This is a genomic window from Deinococcus multiflagellatus, from assembly GCF_020166415.1.
Lineage (GTDB): Bacteria > Deinococcota > Deinococci > Deinococcales > Deinococcaceae > Deinococcus > Deinococcus multiflagellatus.
Genome location: NZ_JAIQXV010000004.1, coordinates 19,761 through 39,382, shown reverse-complemented (window position 1 = coordinate 39,382; position 19,622 = coordinate 19,761). Strand labels below are relative to the sequence as shown.

The following is a 19,622-nucleotide window of genomic DNA, read 5'->3' as shown; positions in this document are numbered from 1 at the left end:
CCGTGCACAGCCCGCCCCGCAAGATCATCCACATCGATATGGACGCCTTTTACGCGTCGGTGGAGGCGCGTGATCAGCCGGCGTTGCGGGGCCGGCCGCTGGCGGTGGCGTGGGGTGGCCGGCGCAGTGTGGTGCTGACCGCCAGTTACGAGGCGCGTGCCTTTGGGGTGCGCTCGGCCATGCCGCTGTACCGGGCGCTGGAACGCTGTCCCGGGTTGCTGGTGGTGGCGCCCCGCTTTGACGCCTACCGGGACGTCAGTGCGCAGGTGCGCGACATTTGCGCGGCTTACACGCCCCTGGTCGAGCCGCTCTCGCTGGATGAGGCGTACCTGGATGTGAGCGCGCCGCTGCGGGGCGGGCCCAGTGCCACCCGCATCGCGCAGGCCATCCGCGCCGAGGTGCGTGCCCGCACAGGGCTGAGCGCTGGCGCCGGGGTCAGTGTGAACAAGTTTCTGGCCAAGCTGGCCAGCGGCATGAACAAACCCGACGGTCTGACCGTGGTGCTGCCCGGCCAAGTGGATGGCCTGCTGGCGGGGCTGCCGGTGGGTGCCTTTCACGGCATCGGCCCGGCCACCGTGGCCCGGCTGGCGGCGATGGGCATTCACACGGATTCCGGATGATCCGTTTCAGCCCCTCCGCTGCGCTCCGGTGCTTCCACTCCTCTCCGTCACCGCTTTTCCTGCTCCCTCCGGTCGGGTTCATCAGCTGTTCCACAACTGATGAACCGGAAGCCTTATCACACGGGCGCCGAGCTGCGCGCCGCCTCGGCCGCCGAGTTGGCCACGCAGTTCGGGGTGCTGGGCACGCACTTCTGGCGCATTGCCCGGGGCCTGGACGACCGCCCGGTGCAGCCCGGCCGCCCGCACCAGAGCGTGGGCACCGAAGAAACGTACAGTGATGATCTGCCAGGGCTCGCGGCGGTGCAGTCGCGCCTGCCCGTTCTGGCAGAAGGCGTGGCGCGCCGACTGGCCAGCGAGGGGCTCTGGGCCCGCACAGTTGTCCTGAAACTGAAATTTGCGGACCGCCGGGTGGTGACCCGCCGCATGACCCTCCCCGCCCCTGTGCAGGACGCTGCCGCCCTGGCCCAGACCGCCGCGCGCCTGCTGACGCCAGAGCTGGTGCAGGGGCAGGGGGGGGCCGGCTGACGGGCATCACGGCGGCCAGTTTGGTGCCCCGCGCGCCCGTGCCCCAGCCGGGGCTCTTTGACGCCCTGGGGGAGGGGAAGCTGAGGGGGCCCCCTCTGGCCGGGGCACAGGGAGTGGCGCCTTACACTCGGGCGGTGCCCACCTTGCCCGCCCTTCAGGCTGTGATTCTGGATCTGGACGACACCCTGTTCGACGACGCCGCGTGTACCCGGGCCGGACTGCAGGCGCTGGCGGCGGCCCACAGGCTGACCTGCGCGCCCGATGACCTGTTCGCCCGGCACGCCGCCCACATCCGCGCCATTGATCCGCTGCTGTTCCAGGGCGACGTAGATGCCCACGGCGCCCGCGTGCTGCGCTTTTCCCGGCTGCTGGGCGACCTGGGCGTCCCGGCGCCAGACGGTGAGGCGGCCACCCGGCTCTACCGCGCCGCTTACCGGCAGGCGTGGGCTCCGCTGGAGGGCGCTGCCGACCTGCTGCGCGCGTTGCGGGCGGCCGGGCTGAAGGTGGCTGTCCTGACCAACTACGTGCGGGCCGTGCAGGCCGAGAAACTGGCCCATGTTGACCTGCACCGGCTGGTGGACGCCCTGCTGTGTGTGGAGGACATGCCAGCGCCCAAACCAGACCCGCGCGCCTACCACGCCGCCTGCGCCGCGCTGGGGGTGGCCCCGGCGCAGGCGGTGATGGTGGGGGATTCCTGGGCGAACGATGTGGCCGGGGCCCTGGCCGCCGGGCTGCGCGCGGTGTGGGTGAACCGGCCGGGGCACCGGGCGCCCGATCCAGCGGTGCCGCAGGTGCAGACCCTGGCCGGGTTGCCCGCCCTGCTGGGCCTGAGCCCGGCCTCGGCTTAAGCCGTGCCGAACAGCACGTCCCCAACGTCCTCCCAGGAGGTGGCCTGCGCCGCCCCCAGATCGGCCAGGATGGCGTTCCAGTCGTCGGGGTAGTACAGCAGGGCCCGCGCGGTGGCTTCCCGCCGGTCCTCGGGCGTGGGGGCCAGGACCCCGGCCCACGCGCGGCGGGCCTGCGGCCAGCGCCTGAACTGGTTGACGGCTGGTGAGATCAGGTCGTGCGCGGCGGGGCCACTTCGGGCGTCGCTCCAGTCCATCAGGGCGCTCAGCGTGATCTGGCCCCCGCGTTCCTCGACCAGCAGGTTCAGAAAATTCAGGTCACCGTGCTGAAAAACGGGCGCGCGGCCAAACCCGGGGCCATTCCAGCTCACGTCCTGCAAAAAGGCCTCAGCGGCCTGGGCCAGCGCCGGGGGGGCCTGCAGGGCGGCGCGCAGCTCCAGGCCCTGGCGCAGCAGCAGCCCCGGCCAGTCAAAGTGCAGTTCCGGCGGGGGGGTCAGCGCCTGTACGCCCAGGAGCAGCTCGGCCTGCTGCCCGGCCAGCCGCGTCTGGCCAGGCACGTCCAGGTCGCGCCAGACCTCGGCCAGGGGGCGCCCAGGCAGCCGGGCCGTGACCAGATAGGCCCAGCGCCCCAGCCGCCCCGTCGCCAGCAGCTCGGGCGTGGGCAGGGGCAGGCGGCCTTGCACAGCCCGCAGCGCCGCGGCCTCGCGCGCCGCGTCCCCGGCCCAGATGGGCGGCACCAGCTTGACCACCACCTCGCCGCACCCGAAGACCGCGTTCTTGCCCAGGGCAAAGCGGGTGAAGGGGCCGCCGGGCAGGCTGTGCCGCGCCCGGATGACCTCCAGGGCCGGCTGCCACGGCGCCAGCGCCTGGGCGTGCAGGGCGCTGAAAGTGTCGTACCCGGCGTCGTCGGGTAGACCCCAGGGATTCAGCAGGCTCATCTGCCCAGTGTAGGTAGCGCGTAATGCGGAACTCAGGTGAGCCGAAGGCGAGCCTGAGCGGACTCGTAGAGCTGTATCGCAGAGCGAACACGAGAACATACGGGACTCCGGCGATGGAAAAGCACCCCTGCGCTCTTCCCAATAGGCTTTGGAATCAGAGGCGTCCCGTATACGGCGCCCGGCATCCGCCAGTCGGCGCAGGCACGCCGAGGCCGGACCCCCCTGGCTACTCCCGCGTGATCACGTACACGTCCACCTTGCGGGTGTCGCGCAGCACGGTCTTGATGATGTCGCCGCGCCACCACTCTTCCCAGCGCGAGCGGCGGCTTTCGCCCAGCACCACCTGCGTGGCGTGGCAGCCCTGCACGTAGCGCACCAGTGTCTGCGCCACGCTGCCCTGGGGGTCAAGCACCTCAAAGTGGCCGCCCAGCGCCGCCGTGACGGCCCGGAAGGTGTCCAGCAGCCGCCCCTGTTCGGGACTGAGCCGCGCCGGGCGCACCGTGACCACATGCAGTTCGCCGCGCAGGCGCTCGGCCAGCTGCCCGCCCCGGCGAATCAGGCGCGCGGCGGTGGGGGCCGCCGAGACCGCCACCACCACCCGCTCCTGCACGCCGGGTTCGCCGGCCGGGGCTTCCATTTCCACCGCGTTGGCCACCTGCCGCAGCGCAATCTCGCGCAGGGCTGTGAGGTTGGGCACGGTAAAGAAGTTACTCAGCGCCTGCTCGATTTTCTCCGGGCCATACACCTTGCCCGCGCGCAGGCGGGCGCGCAGGTCGTCGGGGGGCAGGTCAATGAGCACCAGTTCGTTGGCGTCGCGCAGCACCTGATCGGGCAGGCGCTCGCGCACCCGCACGCCGGTCAGGCGGGCCACGGTGTCGTTCAGCGATTCCAGGTGCTGCACGTTCACCGTGGACAGCACGTTGATCCCCGCCGCCAGCAGCACCTCGACATCCTGCCAGCGTTTTTCACGCGCGCTGCCGGGGGCGTTGGTGTGGGCCAGTTCGTCCACCAGCACCGTTTCGGGGCGGCGGCGCAGCAGGCCGTCCACGTCCAGTTCGCCCAGGGTTACCTCGCCCCGGCGCAGCTCCAGGCGCCCAAACAGCGGCAGGCCCTGCGCCGCGCGGATGGTATCGGCCCGGCCGTGGGTTTCCAGCACGCCGATCAGGGCGTCCTCGCCGCCCTGCAGGCGCTCGCGCAGTTCGTGCAGGGCGCGGGTGGTCTTGCCCACCCCGGCGGCCATGCCCACGTACACCTTATGCCGCCCCCGCGCCGTCTCCGGGGCGGCGCGGCGCGGGGGCAGCCGGATGGGGTCGGGAGCGTCGGTCACGGGCGCGGCCGGGCGGGGGTCAGGGGGCCTGCCCAGGCTGGGCGCGCGCAAGGGCCAGCTGGTCCAGGGCGAGATTCAGCTGCAGCACGTTGACCCCGCTCTGGCCCAGTCCCAGCGGGCCGCGCTCGGTGAACCGGGCCACCAGGGCGCGCACCTGGGCTTCGTCCAGGCCGCGCGCGCGCGCCACCCGGGCCACCTGCAGCTCGGCCCCGGCGGGCGAGATATGCGGGTCCAGGCCGCTGCCGCTGGCCGTGACCAGATCGGCAGGAATCTGGCTGGCAGAGACGCCCTCACGCGCGGCGATGGCCTGGGCGTCGGCCTGCACCCGCCCGCGCAGCGCCGGGTTGCTGACCGCCAGATTGCTGCCCGAGGCGTTCACCGGGTCGTAGCCGCGTCCCGCCGCGCTGGGGCGGCCCACAAAGTACCGCTCGCCGCTAAACGGCTGCCCCACCCGCGCCGAGCCCAGCACGCGCCCATCCTGCTGCAGCAGCGAGCCCTGCGCCTGCCAGGGAAAGAGCGCGCCGGCCGTCACGGTGGTCAGCAGGGGGTACGCGGCGCCCCCCAGCACCAGCCACAGCAGCGAGAACCGCAGCCACGAGAAAAAGCCGGGTTGGGGTGAGTGGTCGGGGACAGAGGCAGCGGCTGGCGGCAGTGTGGTCATGGCAAACTCCGAACAGGTCAGCGAGAGGCGGCAGGGAAGAGAAGCCGGGCGAGGGAGAGCGGCAGGGCGGGGCGGCACGTCGTGGTGCAGCGCCCACTCACACCCCCAGCGCCCCCAGCAGCAGGTCAATCAGCTTGATGCCCACGAACGGCACCAGGACGCCGCCCAGGCCGTACACCAGCAGGTTGCGGGCCAGCAGGGCGTCGGCGCTGCCGGGGGTGTAGCGCACCCCTTTCAGGGCCACCGGAATGAGGGCCGGAATCACCAGGGCGTTAAAGATGACAGCCGACAGAATGGCGCTTTCGGGGCTGCGCAGGCCCATCACGTTCAGCGGGGCCAGGGCGGGCAGCTGCGCGGCAAACAGCGCGGGCAGAATGGCAAAGTACTTGGCCACATCGTTGGCAATGGAAAAGGTGGTCAGGGCGCCCCGGGTCATCAGCAGACCTTTCCCGATTTCCACCACCTCAATCAGCTTGGTGGGGTTCGAGTCCAGGTCAATCATGTTGGCCGCTTCCTTGGCCGCCTGGGTGCCGCTTTGCATCGCCAGCCCCACATCGGCCTGGGCCAGCGCCGGGGCGTCGTTGGTGCCGTCGCCCATCATGGCCACCAGCTTGCCCTGGCCCTGCTCCTCGCGGATCATCGCCAGCTTGTCTTCGGGGGTGGCTTCGGCCAAAAAGCTGTCCACGCCGGCCTCGCGGGCAATGGCCTCGGCGGTCAGGGGGTTGTCGCCCGTGATCATCACCGTTTTCAGGCCCATGCGCCGCAGCTGCTCAAAGCGCTCGCGCATGCCGGGCTTCACGATGTCAGAGAGCGCCACCACGCCCAGCAGGCGCTCGTTTTCAATCACCACCAGCGGGGTGCTGCCGCCGCGCGCCACCTCGTCCACCAGCGGCGAGAGTTCGGCGGGCACGCGGGCGCCGCGCTCGGCCGCCAGCCGCGCCATCCGGTCCGAGGCCCCCTTGCGAATGCTCACCGGCCCCGCGCTGCTGGCGTAGTCCACGCCGCTCATGCGGGTCTGGGCGGTGAACTCAATCCACTGGGCGTTCGTGGGTTCCTCGGCATACACGCCCTGCTGCCGGGCCAGGGCCACGATGCTCTTGCCTTCGGGGGTGGGGTCGGCCAGCGAGGCCACGGCGGCGGCGCGCGCCAGCTGCTCGGCGCTGATGCCGGGCAGCGGGGCAAAGCGGGTGGCCTGCCGGTCCCCGATGGTGATGGTGCCGGTCTTGTCCAGCAGCAGGATGTCCACGTCGCCCGCCACCTCCACGGCCTTGCCGCTCTTGGCAATCACGTTGGCCTGCAGGGCGCGGTCCATGCCCGCAATCCCGATGGCCGGCAGCAGGCCGCCGATGGTGGTGGGAATCAGGCACACCAGCAGCGCCACCAGCGTCACCACGTTCACCTCGGCGCCCGCAAAGCGCGACATGGGCAGCAGGGTTGCCACCACGATCAGGAACACCAGGGTCAGGGCGGCCAGCAGAATGCTCAGGGCCAGTTCATTGGGGGTCTTCTGGCGGCTGGCGCCTTCCACCAGCGCGATCATGCGGTCCAGAAAGCTCTCGCCGGGCTGGCTGGTCACCTGCACCACGATGCGGTCCGAGAGCACCCGGGTACCCCCGGTCACGCCGCTGTGGTCGGTGCCCGCCTCGCGGATCACGGGGGCGCTTTCGCCGGTAATGGCGCTCTCGTCCACGCTGGCCAGGCCCTCAATGACCTCGCCGTCGGCGGGAATCATCTCGCCCGCGCTCACCACCACCACGTCGCCCCGGCCCAGGCGGGTGCTGGGCACCACTTCCTCGCGCCCGTCCACCACGCGCCGCGCCGGCGTGTCCTCGCGCGCCGAGCGCAGGCCATTGGCCTGGGCCTTGCCGCGCGCCTCGGCCAGCCCCTCGGCAAAATTGGCAAAGATCACGGTGAACAGCAGCAGCAGCGTCACGGCGGCTTCGTAGCCCCAGGGACGCCCGGCGACCAGGCTCTGCACCGTGAGCACCAGGGTCACGGCGGCGCCCACGAACACCACGAACATCACCGGGTTTTTCGCCATGGGGCGCGGGCTGAGCTTGGTCACGGCCGCCACCAGCGCGGCGCGCACGAGGTCAGGGGCGAAGATGGACGTCCTGGCGGTGGGGGGGGTGCCGGGCTGGGGTTGGGGAGCGGCGGTCATTTCGTCACGTCCTTGGCGGCGCTCTGGGTGCTCTGGCCCTGGCTGAGGTGTTCGGCCACCGGGCCCAGCACCAGGGCCGGGGCAAAGTTCAGCAGTTGCAGCAGCACCATCACGCTCAGCAGCATGCCGGCGAAGACCGGGGTGTCCACCCGCAGGGTGCCGCTGCTTTCGGGGGCGGCCTTTTTGGCGGCCAGCAGTCCGGCAATCGCCAGCGGCCCCACGATGGGCAGAAAGCGGGCCAGCAGCAGCGCGGCGGCGCAGGTCAGGTTCCACCACGGGGTGTTGTCGCCCAGGCCCTCAAAGCCGCTGCCGTTGTTGGCAAACGCCGAGTTGTACTCGTAGAGCACCTGCGACAGCCCGTGAAAGCCGGGGTTGGAGTTGGCGGTCACGGCCGGGTTGGCCAGCGCGGCGGCCGTGAGGCCCAGCACCAGCAGCGGCTGCAGCAGCAGAATCAGGGAGGCGATCTTGATTTCGCGCGCCTCGATCTTGCGGCCAAACAGTTCCGGGGTGCGGCCCACCATCAGCCCGGCCACGAACACGGTGAGCAGCACGAACACCAGCATGTTGATCATGCCCACGCCAATGCCGCCGTAGACATCGTTCAGGAACATGCCCAGCTGCGGCACCAGTCCGCCCAGCGGCGTAAAGGAGTCCAGCATGCTGTTCACCGAGCCGTTGCTCGTCTGGGTGGTCAGCGCGCCCCACAGCGCCGAGGCGTCGGCGCCAAAGCGCACCTCCTTGCCTTCCAGGTTGGGCCCGGCGGCGGCCAGGCCGGCGAGCGCCGCGTTCGGCGCGCGTTCGGCCAGCACCGCGCTCAGGGTCAGCGCCGCCGAGAGCACGCTCATGACCGCCATGACCATCAGGCCAAAGCGGGGGCGGCGCAGAAAGCGCCCGGTCGCCACCACCAGCGCCACCGGAAAGAGAATGATGCTCACCAGTTGCAGCAGGTTCGACAGTGGGGTGGGGTTTTCCAGCGGCACGGCGCTGTTGGGGCCGTACCAGCCCCCGCCGTTGGTGCCCAGCTGCTTGATGGCCACCATGCCCGCCACCGGCCCCACCGGAATGGTCTGGGTGGTCACGGTCTGGCCCTGAACGGTGTGCGGCTCCAGCAGCGTGGCGGTTCTGGCGCCCGCAAAGGTGCTGGGCACGCCCTGCCATGTCAGCAGCAGCGCCAGCACGAAGGCGGGCGCGGCCAGCAGCCCGGCGGCGCGGGTCACGTCCAGGTAATAGTTGCCCACGTTGGTCTCGCCGCGCAGGCCGCGCAGCACGGCAAACAGGGCGGCCATGCCCACGGCGGGCGTAAACAGCTGCAGCGCCGTAATGCCCAGCAGCTGCGACAGGTACGACAGGCCACTTTGCCCGCTGTAGTGCTGCTGGTTGGTGTTGGTGATAAACGAGGCCATGGTGTGCACGGCCGTGTCCCAGCGCATGCTGGCAATGGCGTCGGGGTTCAGCGGCAGGCCGCCCTGCCCCAGGTAAACCGCCAGCGCGGCCAGCCCCACCAGCAGGTTGGTGCCCAGCAGCGCCGCCGCGTAGCCCTGCCACGTCATGCCGCGCGCCGCGTTCACGCCGCACAGCCGCAGCAGGCCCCGGCTGAGGGGCGAGGCCGGGCTGTCGTACACCCGGGCGATCAGCAGGCCCAGGGGCAGTGCCAGCGCAATGGCCAGGCCGTAGGTCAGCAGAATGTCCACGGTGTCAGAACCTCTCGGCCCGCACCAGGGCGTACAGCAGGTAGGCGCCCAGCAGCAGCACCAGCAACAGAAGGAAAGCGTCCATGCCCTGCAGGGTGCGCCCCCCACCCGGCGGGCGCCCAGCCGCCAGATGGCGCCCCCACTGGCCAGATGGCCAGTCACTGGGGGGGTGGGAACGGCGGTAGGGTGAGGGCTGGCCTGCGCGCCCACGCGGGGCCCCCCCCTGCACGCCACCACCGCCATGACCGACCCCGCCCTGTCCAAGCCCACCCTGCCCGATTCCGCCCTGGGCGCCCCGCCGCCTGCCTGGAGCAAACGCTCCTGGCTGAGCCTTGTCCTGATCGCGCTGATTACCCTGGCCGATACCCTCACGCCGTCGTCGCTGGTGGTGGGCACGCTGCTGTGCGCGCCCGTGGCCCTCTCGGCGCTGGGGGGGTCGCGGGCAGCCACGCTGCACCTGCTGGCGGTGGCGGTGGGCGGCAACCTGCTGGCCGCTGCGGTGAACGCCCTGCGCGACGGCCTGAGCCCCGAGGACCTGGGCAACCGCGTGGTGAGCATTCTGGCGGCGCTGCTGGTGGGCGGCCTGACCCTGCGCGCCCGCGAAGCCTCGCTGCGCGCCGCACGCCTGGAAGAAGAGGGGCGGCGCCTGGAGCGCGAGCGCGCCCTACGGCGGCTGGTGGAGGCGGTCAGTGGGCCCTACGGCCAGGAGGCGTTCGTGGCCCGCGCCGCCCAGGCCCTGCGCGAGTTAACCGGCGCCAAGAGCGTGGAACTGGGCCGGGTGGACCGCGCCGTGCTGCGCCCGCCCCACGCCCTGGTGCCGGGCCCGGGGTCAGGGCGGCTGGGCAGCCGACTGCCGCTGGAGTTTCTGGCCCGGCCTCCCGGCAGCGCCCTGGTCTGGGGGGTGGACGGCGCCCATACGCTGCTCTCGCGCCTGACCCGCCCAGCCGATCAGGACCTGCTGCTGATCGTGACGGGCGCCAGCGCCCCCCCGGACGTGCTGGCCGAGGCGGTGCAGACCCTGCAGCCGCTGCTGGACCGCACCGCCCTGCTGGACGACCTGCAGGACCGCCAGGCGCAGCTGCAGGCGCGCGGCGAGGTGCTGCAGGACCTGATCTACGCCTTTTCCCACGACCTGCGCACGCCCCTGATGGCCAACGCCGTGAACATGCGCGCGGCCCTGAAAGGCGCCTACGGCCCGCTGCCGGAAGACTACCGCGCCACCCTGCACAACGGCCTGGAGGCCAACGCGGCGCTGCTGGCCCTGGCCGATCAGCTGCTGCTGGTGGCCAAGTACGAAAGCGGCAACGCCGACGAGCCGCGCAGCGTGGCCCTGCGCGACGTGGTGCTGGGGGTGACGCAGCAGGTGCAGCCCCGGGCGCAGGCGCGCGGCGTGACCCTAGAAACCACCTTAGAAGGCGTGCGGGTGCGCGGCCAGCCCCACGACCTGCGCCGGGCGGTGCAGAACCTGCTGGACAACGCTGTGCGCTTTGCCCCGCCGGGCAGCACCGTGCAGGTCAAGCTGCGCCGCGACGGCGAGGAAGTGGCCCTGAGCGTGATGGACGACGGCCCCGGGGTCCCCGCCGGGCGCGAAGCCACGCTGTTTCAGCGCTTCCGGGCGGGCGGCGCGGGGGGCGGCACCGGGCTGGGCCTGTACCTCACCCGCCGCATTGCCGAGGCCCACGGCGGCCACGTCACCTACACCCGCACCGCCCGCGCCCAGAGCGTTTTTACCCTGACCCTGCCCCTGGAGGACCTGTGACCCGCCTGCTGTCTGGCCTGCCGGCCCCTCGGCGGCGCCCCTCTTCTGCCCGCCTCACCCAGCTGGCACCGTGCCGGCCAACGCTGGTCCCGGTGGCCCTATGAGCGCCGACCCCACCCGGATTCTCCTCGTCGAGGACCACGCCTTTACCCGCGACGGCCTGCGCGCGGCCATCAACCTGGAACACGACCTGCGCGTGGTGGCCGAAGCGCGCAGCGGCGAGGAGGGCCTGGAGGTGCTGGCGCGCACCCAGGGCAGTGCCCAGCCGGTGGACGTGGCGGTGCTGGACATTGGCCTGCCGGGCATGGACGGCATTCAGACCGCCGCCGAGATGGCCGCGCGCTGGCCCGGCGTGCGCCTCGTGATGCTCACCGCCCACGACCTGCGCGGCGAGGTGCTGGCGGCCCTGGCCTCTGGCGCCCACGCCTACTGCCTGAAAAGTGCCGACCCCGATCTGCTGCTGCTGGCCATCCGCGCGGCGGCGGCGGGCAGCGCCTACCTGGACCCGCAGGTGGCCCACCATGTCCTGGGCGGTATCCGCGCCCCGAACGCCGCCTCGCCCCTGACCACCCGCGAAACCGAGGTGCTGCGCCTGATTGCCGACGGCCTGGGCAACAAGGACATTGCCCAGGCCCTGGGCATCAGCGTGAGCACCGTCAAGCTCCATGTGCAGGAGGTCCTGCTGAAACTGCGCGCCGCCGACCGCACCCAGGCGGCCGTGCAGGCGCTGCGCCAGGGGCTACTGTAGGGGCAGCATGACGCCTCGCCTGATCCTCTGCGCCCTTCTGCTGACCTCGTGCCGGCTCACGAATCCCCATTCCGACATCCTGCCCTATATCGTGAAGATGACCACGGCGGTGGGCGCTCCGGCTTCTGTCGGAACACCCATGAACGCCGCCGTCGGCGCCGACGTTCTGATGGATTCCAGTGCCAACTTCACGTCTCTTTCGTACGACCTGGAGTTGGGCGTCTGCGTCTTTGAGGGGGCGGTGGCATACAGCGACGCTGTGGCCAGAGCGTGTCTGGCCCAACAGGCCCTGCCCACCACGGTCGCTCTGTCGCCCGGTGCAGCCCGGTCAACATTCTGGTCAGACAAGAACAACAGGGGCGAAAGCAGGTCCTTCTCCTTCAGCACCAATCTGATGTTTGCCAAGCCGGGCACCTATACCGTGTTGGGCTTTGGAAAATCCTGGTACGGCAGCCGCGAACGTGCGCTCGGCCCAGCCATCACGGTGGTGGACCGGACCCCCAGGGTGATCACCGTCAATTGAACGTGTCCACCTTGCATCGCGTTGGGCCCTTTGCCAGCAGCGATGCGGCGAAGAGTCGTGCTCGTCACCAGACTGACCGAGAGAGGCGCGGCTAGCTTGAAGGGCAGGGCGTAGCGGAGCACCTATCGGGATTCAGGGGGGCTGGGGTTTGACCCCCTGGGCGTCGCCTTGCTTCCCAGAGCCCTGCTGTTGGTGCGGGCTGGCGTCTGCCTCAGCCCTCCAGCGCGGCCACGTCCGCCTCGGCGCTCAGCAGGGCGGGCAGCATGAAGCGCTCGATGAGGTCCAGCGAGTGCGCCTCGGTCTGGGGTGTGGGGTGCTCGTGCAGCAGCCAGCGCAGGTCCTCGGCCAGATCTTCCAGGGAACGGCGCAGCACGTAGAACCGCAGCAGGTGGGACCGGGGCTCGTACGGCTGGCCCCGCCCCCCGGCATAGGCAGGCAGCAGCGCGGGGAGGTGATGGCCCAGCATCCACAGGTCATGTTCTGGCGGGGCCAGCCGGGCGGTTTCCCAGTCAATCAGCCATAGGGCACCGTCCTGGGCGCGCATCACGTTGCCGCCGTGGGCGTCGGTGTGGCAGGGCACGAAGGGCGGCGGGGCTTGCCGGGCCTGCCGCGCCGCCTCGCGCGCCTGGGCCAGCAGGGCCTGAATCAGGGGCAGATGGGGCCCCAGCAGCCCGGCCAGCCGGACCAGGGCCGGACGCGCGTCCGCTGGCAGGTGGGCCAGGGTGTGCAGGGCTTCCGTCAGCAGCGCGTCGAAGGGCAGGGCGAAGTCCTCGGGGGGGACGGGGAGGGCCAGCCCCTGCGCCCCAATCCGCGCGGTGCAGCGGTGGAGCTTGCCCAGCAGCGGGGCGAGTTCTGGCAGGGCTGCTGTCCAGTCCTGGCCCAGATTCACCGCGTCAATCCAGTCGTAGGCGAACACCTGAAAGCCGCCCAGGGCTGCTGACCAGCCGCCCGCCCGGGTGGGCAGCGGCCTGGGGACGTGGGTCAGGCCCTCTTCCCGCAGCGCCTGCAGCAGCGGCGCTTCCCGCCGGGCCCGTGCGGTGGCGCGCGCGCCGTAGGGGGAATCGGGGTGCACCTTCAGGAAAAAGCGCCCCCCTGGCCCCTGGGCCCGGTAGGCGTGCGAGGTGCCTTCCGGCAGAAACGTCAATTCTTCCACCGCCAGCCCAAAGGCCGACCCCACCAGGGCCCGCAGGGCCGCGTGGTCCAGATGGGGGTCGGCGCTCACCGGGGCAGTCTAGAGCGGTTGAGGAAAGAATCCCCTCACCCCTCGCTGCGGCGCAGTTCTTTGAGTCCCACGAGGGGCGAGACCCAACCATCTTTAGGTCACCTGCTCTAGAGCGGTTGACCAAAGAACCCCCTCACCCCTCGCTGCGGCACAGTTCTTTGAGTCCCACGAGGGGGGAGGGTCAAGAACCCACATCATCTTTATGTCAACTGCTCTAGGGGCCGGGGCACCAACAGGCGGGCGGGCCAAAGGGACATTCACGTCCCCCTGGCCCGCCGGGTTGAGCCGGCCCCGGGTTTAGTGGGCCACGGTGGCGCGGGCCTCGGCGCCCTCGCCCGCCAGATGCAGCCAGGTGCCCAGCACGGAGTCGGGGTTCAGGCTGACCGAATCAATGCCCTGGTCCATCAGCCACTGGGCCAGCGCGGGGTGGTCGCTGGGGCCCTGGCCGCAGATGCCCACGTACTTGCCCGCACGTTTGGCGGCCGAGATGGCCTGACTCATCAGGGCCAGCACCGCCTCGTTCTGCTCGTCAAACAGCTCGGCCACCAGCCCCGAGTCGCGGTCCAGCGCCAGGGTCAGCTGCGTCAGGTCGTTACTGCCGATAGAAAAGCCGTCGAAGTGCTCCAGGAACTGATCGGCCAGGATGGCGTTGCTGGGAATCTCGCACATCATGATGAGCTTCAGCCCGTTCTCGCCGCGCTTGAGCCCGTTGGCGGCCAGAATCTCGATGATCTGCCGGGCCTCGCCCACCGTGCGCACGAAGGGAATCATCACCTGCACGTTGGTCAGGCCCATCTCGTCGCGCACGGACTTGATCGCCTCGCATTCCAGCGCAAAGGCCGCCGCAAAGTCGGCGCTGCGGTAGCGGCTGGCGCCCCGGAAGCCGATCATGGGGTTTTCCTCGGTGGGCTCGTACGCGGGGCCGCCGATCAGGTGGGCGTATTCGTTGCTCTTGAAGTCCGACAGGCGCACGATCACCGGCTTGGGCGCAAAGGCGGCGGCAATCGAGGACACACCCTCGGCCAGCTTCTCGCGGAAGAAGTCGCGCGGCGTGGCGTAGCCGGCGGTTTTCTCCTCGATCTGGGCCTTCACGTCCCCTGGCACGTCCGGGTAATCCAGCAGCGCGCGGGGATGAATGCCAATCACGTTCGAGCAGATGAATTCCACGCGCGCCAGCCCCACGCCCTCGTGCGGCAGCGCGGCAAACGAGAAGGCGCGGTCCGGCGAGGCCACATTCATCATGATCTTCATGCCCACGGGCGGCATGTTGCCCAGTTCCACGCGGTTGATGCGGTAGTCCAGCTGGCCCTCGTACACGAAGCCGGTGTCGCCCTCGGCGCAGGAGACCGTCACCGCCTGACCGCTGCGCAGTTCGCGGGTGGCGGTTCCGGTCCCCACCACAGCGGGAATGCCCAGTTCGCGCGCAATGATTGCCGCGTGGCAGGTGCGCCCGCCCCGGTTGGTCACGATGGCGCTGGCGCGTTTCATCACGGGTTCCCAGTCGGGGTCGGTCATGTCGGCCACCAGCACGTCGCCGTCTCTGACCTGCTCCATCTGCGAGACGTCGCGGACCACGCGCACGGTGCCGGCCCCAATGCGGCTGCCCACGGCGCGGCCCTCCACCAGCACCGGCCCCTTGCCGGTGAGTTCAAAGCGCTCCAGCACGCCCCCGGTGCGGCTCTGCACGGTTTCGGGGCGGGCCTGCAGAATGTAAATCTGCCCGTCGCGCCCGTCCTTGCCCCATTCAATGTCCATCGGGCGGCCGTAATGGTCCTCAATGCTCACGCACTGCCGGGCCAGTTCGGTCAGGTCCGCGTCCGAGAGGCTGAAGGCGCGCTGTTCGGCTTCGGGTACGTCCACAGTCTGCACGCCGCCGGCCTCGGCATAGACCATCTTCTTGGCCTTGCTGCCCAGGGTGCGGCGCAGGATGGCTTTTTTTCCGGCCTTCAGCGCCGGCTTGTACACGAAGAATTCGTCGGGGTTCACGGCGCCCTGCACCACCATCTCGCCCAGGCCGTAGGCGCTGGTGACCAGCACCGCGTCTCTGTACCCGCTCTCGGTGTCCAGGGTAAAGGCCACGCCGCTGGCCCCCAGGTCGGTGCGCACCATGCGCTGCACGCCGGCCGAGAGCGCCACGTCGCTGTGGGCAAAGCCGTGGTGCACCCGGTACGAGATGGCGCGGTCGTTGTACAGGCTGGCGAACACCAGCCGAACGTGGTGCAGCACGCTCTCCACGCCGCGCACGTTCAGGAAGGTTTCCTGCTGCCCGGCAAAGCTGGCTTCGGGCAGGTCCTCGGCGGTGGCGCTGGAACGCACCGCCACGTCGGGCTCGGTGCCGCCGGATTCGGCGGTCATCCCGGCGTAGGCAGCCCGGATGGCCTCTTCCAGCGCCGCTGGCAGGCGCGCGGCTTCCACCTGAGCGCGAATCTCGCGGCCGGCCTGGGCCAGCGCCACCACGTCGTTCACGTCCAGGCTGTGCAGGCGGGCGTTGATGCTCTCCTCTATCTGGTTTTCCTGCAGAAACAGCCGGAAGGCGTCGGCGGTGGTGGCAAAGCCGCCGGGCACGCGCACCCCGGCCCCCGAGAGCTCCTGAATCAGTTCGCCAAGCGAGGCGTTCTTGCCGCCGACAAGCTCCACGTCGGTCATCCTTAGTGTCTGGAACGGGCGAATCATGTCCATGGGTTTTCTCCGTTGAGATGAAGGTTTTCCTAAGTGGAACCGGGCGCTTTAGTGTGCCTTGGCTGCCAGCTTACCCGAGCCGACACCGCCCTCCTGCCACCCGGGGGGTGACAATGTCCCTGCCCGCCAGACGGCGCAAGTCTGGAAGCGCTCCCCATGTCAGGCTGGGGCCCATGCCCGAGCCGCGCACCGTGCTGATCGTGAGTGACCACACCGGTCTGACCGCCGAGAACATTGCCCGCGCCCTGCTGGCGCACTTTCCGGGTCAGCCGCTGGTGTACCGCCGCCGCCCGTTTACAGCCGATGTGCCCGCCGCGCAGGCCATCACCCGCGAGGTCTGTGTGCTGGCCGAGCGCGGCGAGCGCCCGCTGATTTTCACCACTATCACCCGCGCCGATGTGCTGGCCGAGTTGCAGGCCTGCCCCGCCGAGGTCTTTGACCTGCTGGGCCCGGGGCTGGGCGTGCTGGAGCGCGAATTCGCCGTGCCGGCCGTGCGCGAGGTGGGCCGCCACCACGATATGCACGACACCGAAGCGTACCTGTCGCGCATGGACGCCCTGGATTTCGCCCTGGCCACCGACGACGGCGTGGGCGACAAACAGTACGGCCTGTCCGACGTGATTCTGGTGGGGGTGTCCCGCGCGGGCAAAACCCCCACCAGCCTGTTTCTGGCGCTGCAACACGGCATTCGCGCCAGCAACTACCCACTGGCCGAGGACGACTTTGAACGCACCGGCCTGCCGCTGCCGCTGGAGCCCTGGCGTCACAAACTGCACGGCCTGACCATTGACCCCCGGCGCCTGCACGCCATTCGCACCCAGCGCAAGCCGGGCAGCCGCTACGCCAGCCTGGAACAGTGCGAGCACGAGGTTCGCCGCGCCGAGCGCCTGTTTCAGCGTGTGGGCCTTCCCGTGCGCGACACCACCAGCGCCAGCGTGGAAGAAATTGCCGCCGGCATTCTGCAGAGTGTGCGCCAGGGCTAAGGGAAGTTGGGCAGGGACAGGCCCTTTGCCCCGCAAGGCCACCCAGGCCGCCAGTTTTCGCCACAGCAAAAGCCAGAAGCGCGGTGAGACGCTTCTGGCCAGGCGACGGAGCAGGGTCAACGTAAGAAGACGCAGAGGGAGGATGCTGGGGAAGGGCGCTCGCGCCGCGTGAGAGGAGGGGTCGGGGCGGGAAGGTGGCAGGCGCTAGCGTGGCGAAGTGGTTGAGGCTGGACTGCCCCCCGTGATGCAGCACGGGGCGTTCAACGTGGCGCTGGCGGGCGCTGCCGAAACGAGCAGCAGCGACACGACCATCAGTGTTCGAGTCAGCAGAGTCTTCATGTCAGCAACCTCCGAAAGAGCGGGTGAACTGCGTGTAGTGTGCCGCAGGGGTGGTTAACCCGGGGACAACCCGGCCCCGCAGAGGCCCTCTGCCGCGTTCCCGCCCCTGTGCCCCCTGTTGTCAGTCGGCTTCGGCGGCCCACAGGCCCATTTCCTGCTGCACGGCCAGCGTTTGCTGGGTGCGGGCGTGCTGGGCCAGGTGCGGCGCGCCGCCCCGTTCGTACGCCAGCGCCGCCGCTTCCCAGGCCGATTCAAACAGGGGGTTGAGCGCCGCCGCCTGCAGATAGGCACGCGCCGCAGCCAGGGGCTGATCTGCCTCCAGGCTGCGGCCCAGCGCCATCGCCAGGGCCTGCGCCTGGGCTTCAAGCTCGCGGCGCATCTCGGCGGCCCACTCGGTGTCCACCTCGGGCAGAAAGGGACCGCCGTAGCGGTGCAGAGCTTCTTGCAGCTGTTCGGGGTCGTGCACGGGCGCGGCGCGCAGGGCCAGGGCGTCGCCCTGCACCGCAAAGCGTTCGGACAGGTGGTACAGCCCCCCCAGGTGCGGCACCGGATCGGCGGCGGCGGCGGGCAGAAAGGGCCGCAAGGCTTGCCGCAGCGCGTGCAGCGCCTGTTTGAAGTACGAGCCCAGTTCGGGGCGCGCCTCGCCGTTCCACAGGGCGGTGATCAGCGTTTCGCGGCTGGCCGGGCCATGCAGCACCAGGTAAGCCAGCAGTTCGCGCGCCTTGCTCAGGCGGATGTGCACCGGCTGGCCGTTCACGCTGGCGGCAAAGCCCCCCAGGGTGCGCACGCTCAGCAGGGGCCGCAGCCGCTGCGCCAGCCGCTGCACCGGCCGCCCGCCGATTCCGCGTTCGGCGCAGGCGGTGTACAGGGCGGCCAGTCGGCCCGCGTCCACCGCCAGGGCCAGTTCGCCGCCCACATGGTTCAGGGCGCGCAGCAGCTCGGCGCTGGCGGCCTCCAGGGGCTCGCCCGCCGCCCAGCGCTCAAAGGCCAGAAAAGCGTAGGAGCGCAGCCGGAAGCCGTCCAGCAGGGCCACGCCGCCCGTGACCTGCTCGAAGGCCGCGCGCGCCGCGCCGCGCTGCCCGCCCTCAAAGGCCAGCAGGCCGGTGTAAAAGGCCTTGACCACATGGTCAAAGTCCTGGGTGGGGTGCAGGCCCTCAATGCGCCGCTCGAAATCCGGGAGGTTCAGCCGTCCCAGCCGCCACAGGCACTCGGCGGCAAACGCCCGCGCGGGCACGTCCAGCCGGTCCCCAGCGTGACGCCCCTGCGCCGCGTGCACCTGTTCCAGATGGGTCAGGGCGGGGGCGAACTCCTCGCTCAGCAGGTGCAGCTCGGCGCAGATCAGGTGGGCCACGCCGGCGCGCGGGTCTTCCAGGCGGGCCGTCATGTCCAGCACCTCGCCAATCATGGCAAAGCTCTCGTCGGCGCGGCCCTGGAAATACAGGCGGTAGGCGAGGTCCAGCCGCAGCGACAGCCCCTCGCCGCCCAGCCCCAGCAGGTCAAAGAGGCGCAGGGCCTCGCGCCCGTAGCGGTCCTGGCCGGCGAAGTCGTCCAGCGCCGCGCAGACCCCCTGGGCAAAGTACAGCGCCCGCGCCCGCGACCGCAGCTCCGAGGCCGGCACCTCGCGCAGCACGCCTTCCATGATGGGCCGGGCATCGGGGGCGCGCCCCAGTTCCACCAGCGCCCGCGCCTGCGAGCAGCGCAGCCACCACGACGTAAAATCGTCGGGCCCTTCGTGCAGGCCGCGCCCGGCGTGCGAGAGCCGCGCCTGCGGGTCGCGGCGGCTGCCCGCCAGCAGGCTCAGGCCCAGGTGAATGCGGGCGTCGGGGCGCTCGCCCCCCAGGGCCGTGAGCAGCAGCAATTCGGCTTCGTCGGTCTGACCGGTGTCCAGCAGGGCCAGGGCCAGTTGCCCCTGCTGCCGGGCACTCAGGCGTCCGCCGCGCAGGCGCCGGGCCACCTCGCTGAACAGGCCCTGGCGTTCCAGCGCGTCCACAGAAGTGGGGGTGCCCTCTGCGGCGCCGGAACGCGCGGCCAGCTGCACCTGCACGTACCACGCCCCGGAGCGGGCCCGCGTGATCCGCCCGCCGCGCACCACCCCGGTATTCAGCAGGTGCCGCTGGTAGTTGCCCAGTCGCGCGCCCAGGGTCAGGCGGCCCCGCAGCGTCCACACGCTCACCTGCGCGCCGGCAGCGTGCACGCGCATGCTGCGGGCGTCCAGCCAGAAGCCGTCGGTTTTCAGGCCGCCGCGCGCCCAGTGCCGGGCGCGCTCCACCTCGGCGGCCACCGCGCGCCGGGTGCACTGCGGCAGCGCCGCGCCCTGGTCCAGGCTGCGCCCCAGCACCGTCGCCCGCTCGCCGGGGCGGCTCCGGGCCAGCACCAGCAGCGCGTTGGCATACTGCCGCGTCAGCACCCGGGTGGCTTCCAGGGCTTCTTCGGCAGCGGGGTCGGTGATCAGGGTCAGGCGCATGGGGGCAGGGGGGACAAGGGGCCAGATTCAAAGGGGGGGTTGGGCGGGCCTGCATTCCCTCTTTAGCAGATGACGGCGCGCCACAATGTGCCGCCCCAGCCCAGGCAGACTGGGCTAGGGGCAGCGGGAAGAGGAAG

16 protein-coding genes are annotated in these 19,622 nt (G+C 70.8%); 7 read left to right on the top strand and 9 right to left on the bottom strand.

Annotated features, from left to right (window positions below):
* Window positions 1-2: 2 nt before the first annotated feature.
* From dinB to K7W41_RS07235, 3 genes are all read left to right on the top strand, one after another.
* A complete protein-coding gene (gene dinB, locus K7W41_RS07245; RefSeq protein ID WP_224606303.1) occupies window positions 3-620 on the top strand; it encodes a DNA polymerase IV in 618 nt (205 codons plus the stop codon).
* Window positions 621-719: 99 nt separating this feature from the next.
* Window positions 720-1,145, top strand: coding sequence for a DinB/UmuC family translesion DNA polymerase (locus K7W41_RS07240; protein WP_224606300.1), 426 nt, complete (start codon window positions 720-722; stop codon window positions 1,143-1,145).
* A gap of 134 nt (window positions 1,146-1,279) precedes the next feature.
* Window positions 1,280-1,993 carry an HAD family hydrolase gene (locus K7W41_RS07235; protein WP_224606297.1) on the top strand — a complete coding sequence of 238 codons (714 nt, stop codon included), beginning with the start codon at window positions 1,280-1,282 and terminating at the stop codon, window positions 1,991-1,993.
* Here K7W41_RS07235 and K7W41_RS07230 read toward each other — a convergent pair.
* The 6 genes from K7W41_RS07230 to K7W41_RS07205 all read right to left on the bottom strand — a co-directional run bounded on the left by K7W41_RS07230 (window position 1,990) and on the right by K7W41_RS07205 (window position 8,997).
* Complete coding sequence (locus K7W41_RS07230; RefSeq protein WP_224606294.1) at window positions 1,990-2,928, bottom strand: phosphotransferase; 939 nt, start codon at window positions 2,926-2,928, stop codon at window positions 1,990-1,992. The two genes, K7W41_RS07235 and K7W41_RS07230, sit on opposite strands and share 4 nt — an antisense overlap.
* 226 nt (window positions 2,929-3,154) lie before the next feature.
* Window positions 3,155-4,255: a universal stress protein gene (locus tag K7W41_RS07225; RefSeq protein WP_224606292.1), complete on the bottom strand. Its 1,101-nt coding sequence runs from the start codon at window positions 4,253-4,255 to the stop codon at window positions 3,155-3,157.
* A 19-nt stretch (window positions 4,256-4,274) separates the two neighbouring features.
* A complete protein-coding gene (kdpC, locus tag K7W41_RS07220; protein WP_224606290.1) occupies window positions 4,275-4,916 on the bottom strand; it encodes a potassium-transporting ATPase subunit KdpC in 642 nt (213 codons plus the stop codon).
* 97 nt (window positions 4,917-5,013) lie between these two features.
* Window positions 5,014-7,077, bottom strand: a complete 2,064-nt coding sequence (gene kdpB / locus K7W41_RS07215; RefSeq protein ID WP_224606288.1) for a potassium-transporting ATPase subunit KdpB — start codon at window positions 7,075-7,077, stop codon at window positions 5,014-5,016.
* Window positions 7,074-8,768 carry a potassium-transporting ATPase subunit KdpA gene (kdpA, locus tag K7W41_RS07210; protein WP_224606286.1) on the bottom strand — a complete coding sequence of 565 codons (1,695 nt, stop codon included), beginning with the start codon at window positions 8,766-8,768 and terminating at the stop codon, window positions 7,074-7,076. The genes kdpB and kdpA overlap by 4 nt, the downstream gene beginning before the upstream one ends.
* Before the next feature lie 4 nt (window positions 8,769-8,772).
* The gene (locus K7W41_RS07205; RefSeq protein ID WP_224606284.1) at window positions 8,773-8,997 is read right to left on the bottom strand and encodes a potassium-transporting ATPase subunit F; all 225 of its coding nucleotides are present in this window, start codon (window positions 8,995-8,997) and stop codon (window positions 8,773-8,775) included.
* 12 nt (window positions 8,998-9,009) lie between these two features.
* Between K7W41_RS07205 and K7W41_RS07200 the strand changes: the two genes are divergently transcribed.
* The 3 genes from K7W41_RS07200 to K7W41_RS07190 all read left to right on the top strand — a co-directional run bounded on the left by K7W41_RS07200 (window position 9,010) and on the right by K7W41_RS07190 (window position 11,798).
* Window positions 9,010-10,527: a sensor histidine kinase gene (locus tag K7W41_RS07200; protein WP_224606282.1), complete on the top strand. Its 1,518-nt coding sequence runs from the start codon at window positions 9,010-9,012 to the stop codon at window positions 10,525-10,527.
* A 100-nt stretch (window positions 10,528-10,627) separates the two neighbouring features.
* Entirely contained in the window at window positions 10,628-11,275 is a 648-nt protein-coding gene (locus tag K7W41_RS07195) for a response regulator (protein WP_224606280.1), read from the top strand.
* Window positions 11,276-11,282: 7 nt separating this feature from the next.
* A complete protein-coding gene (locus K7W41_RS07190; RefSeq protein ID WP_224606277.1) occupies window positions 11,283-11,798 on the top strand; it encodes a hypothetical protein in 516 nt (171 codons plus the stop codon).
* A gap of 211 nt (window positions 11,799-12,009) precedes the next feature.
* Here the strand turns inward: K7W41_RS07190 and K7W41_RS07185 are convergent, their stop codons facing one another.
* Both K7W41_RS07185 and ppsA read right to left on the bottom strand, forming a co-directional pair.
* On the bottom strand, window positions 12,010-13,020 hold the full coding sequence (locus K7W41_RS07185) for a phosphotransferase (RefSeq protein WP_224606274.1): 1,011 nt from the start codon (window positions 13,018-13,020) through the stop codon (window positions 12,010-12,012).
* Window positions 13,021-13,317: 297 nt separating this feature from the next.
* Complete coding sequence (ppsA, locus tag K7W41_RS07180; RefSeq protein ID WP_224606270.1) at window positions 13,318-15,699, bottom strand: phosphoenolpyruvate synthase; 2,382 nt, start codon at window positions 15,697-15,699, stop codon at window positions 13,318-13,320.
* A 173-nt stretch (window positions 15,700-15,872) separates the two neighbouring features.
* Here ppsA and K7W41_RS07175 point away from each other — a divergent pair, with 173 nt between their 5' ends.
* The gene (locus K7W41_RS07175) at window positions 15,873-16,682 is read left to right on the top strand and encodes a pyruvate, water dikinase regulatory protein (protein WP_224606268.1); all 810 of its coding nucleotides are present in this window, start codon (window positions 15,873-15,875) and stop codon (window positions 16,680-16,682) included.
* Between the two features lie 460 nt (window positions 16,683-17,142).
* On the opposite strand, the gene K7W41_RS07170 is transcribed toward K7W41_RS07175, so the two are convergent.
* A complete protein-coding gene (locus tag K7W41_RS07170; protein WP_224606265.1) occupies window positions 17,143-19,485 on the bottom strand; it encodes an AfsR/SARP family transcriptional regulator in 2,343 nt (780 codons plus the stop codon).
* Window positions 19,486-19,622: the final 137 nt, after the last annotated feature.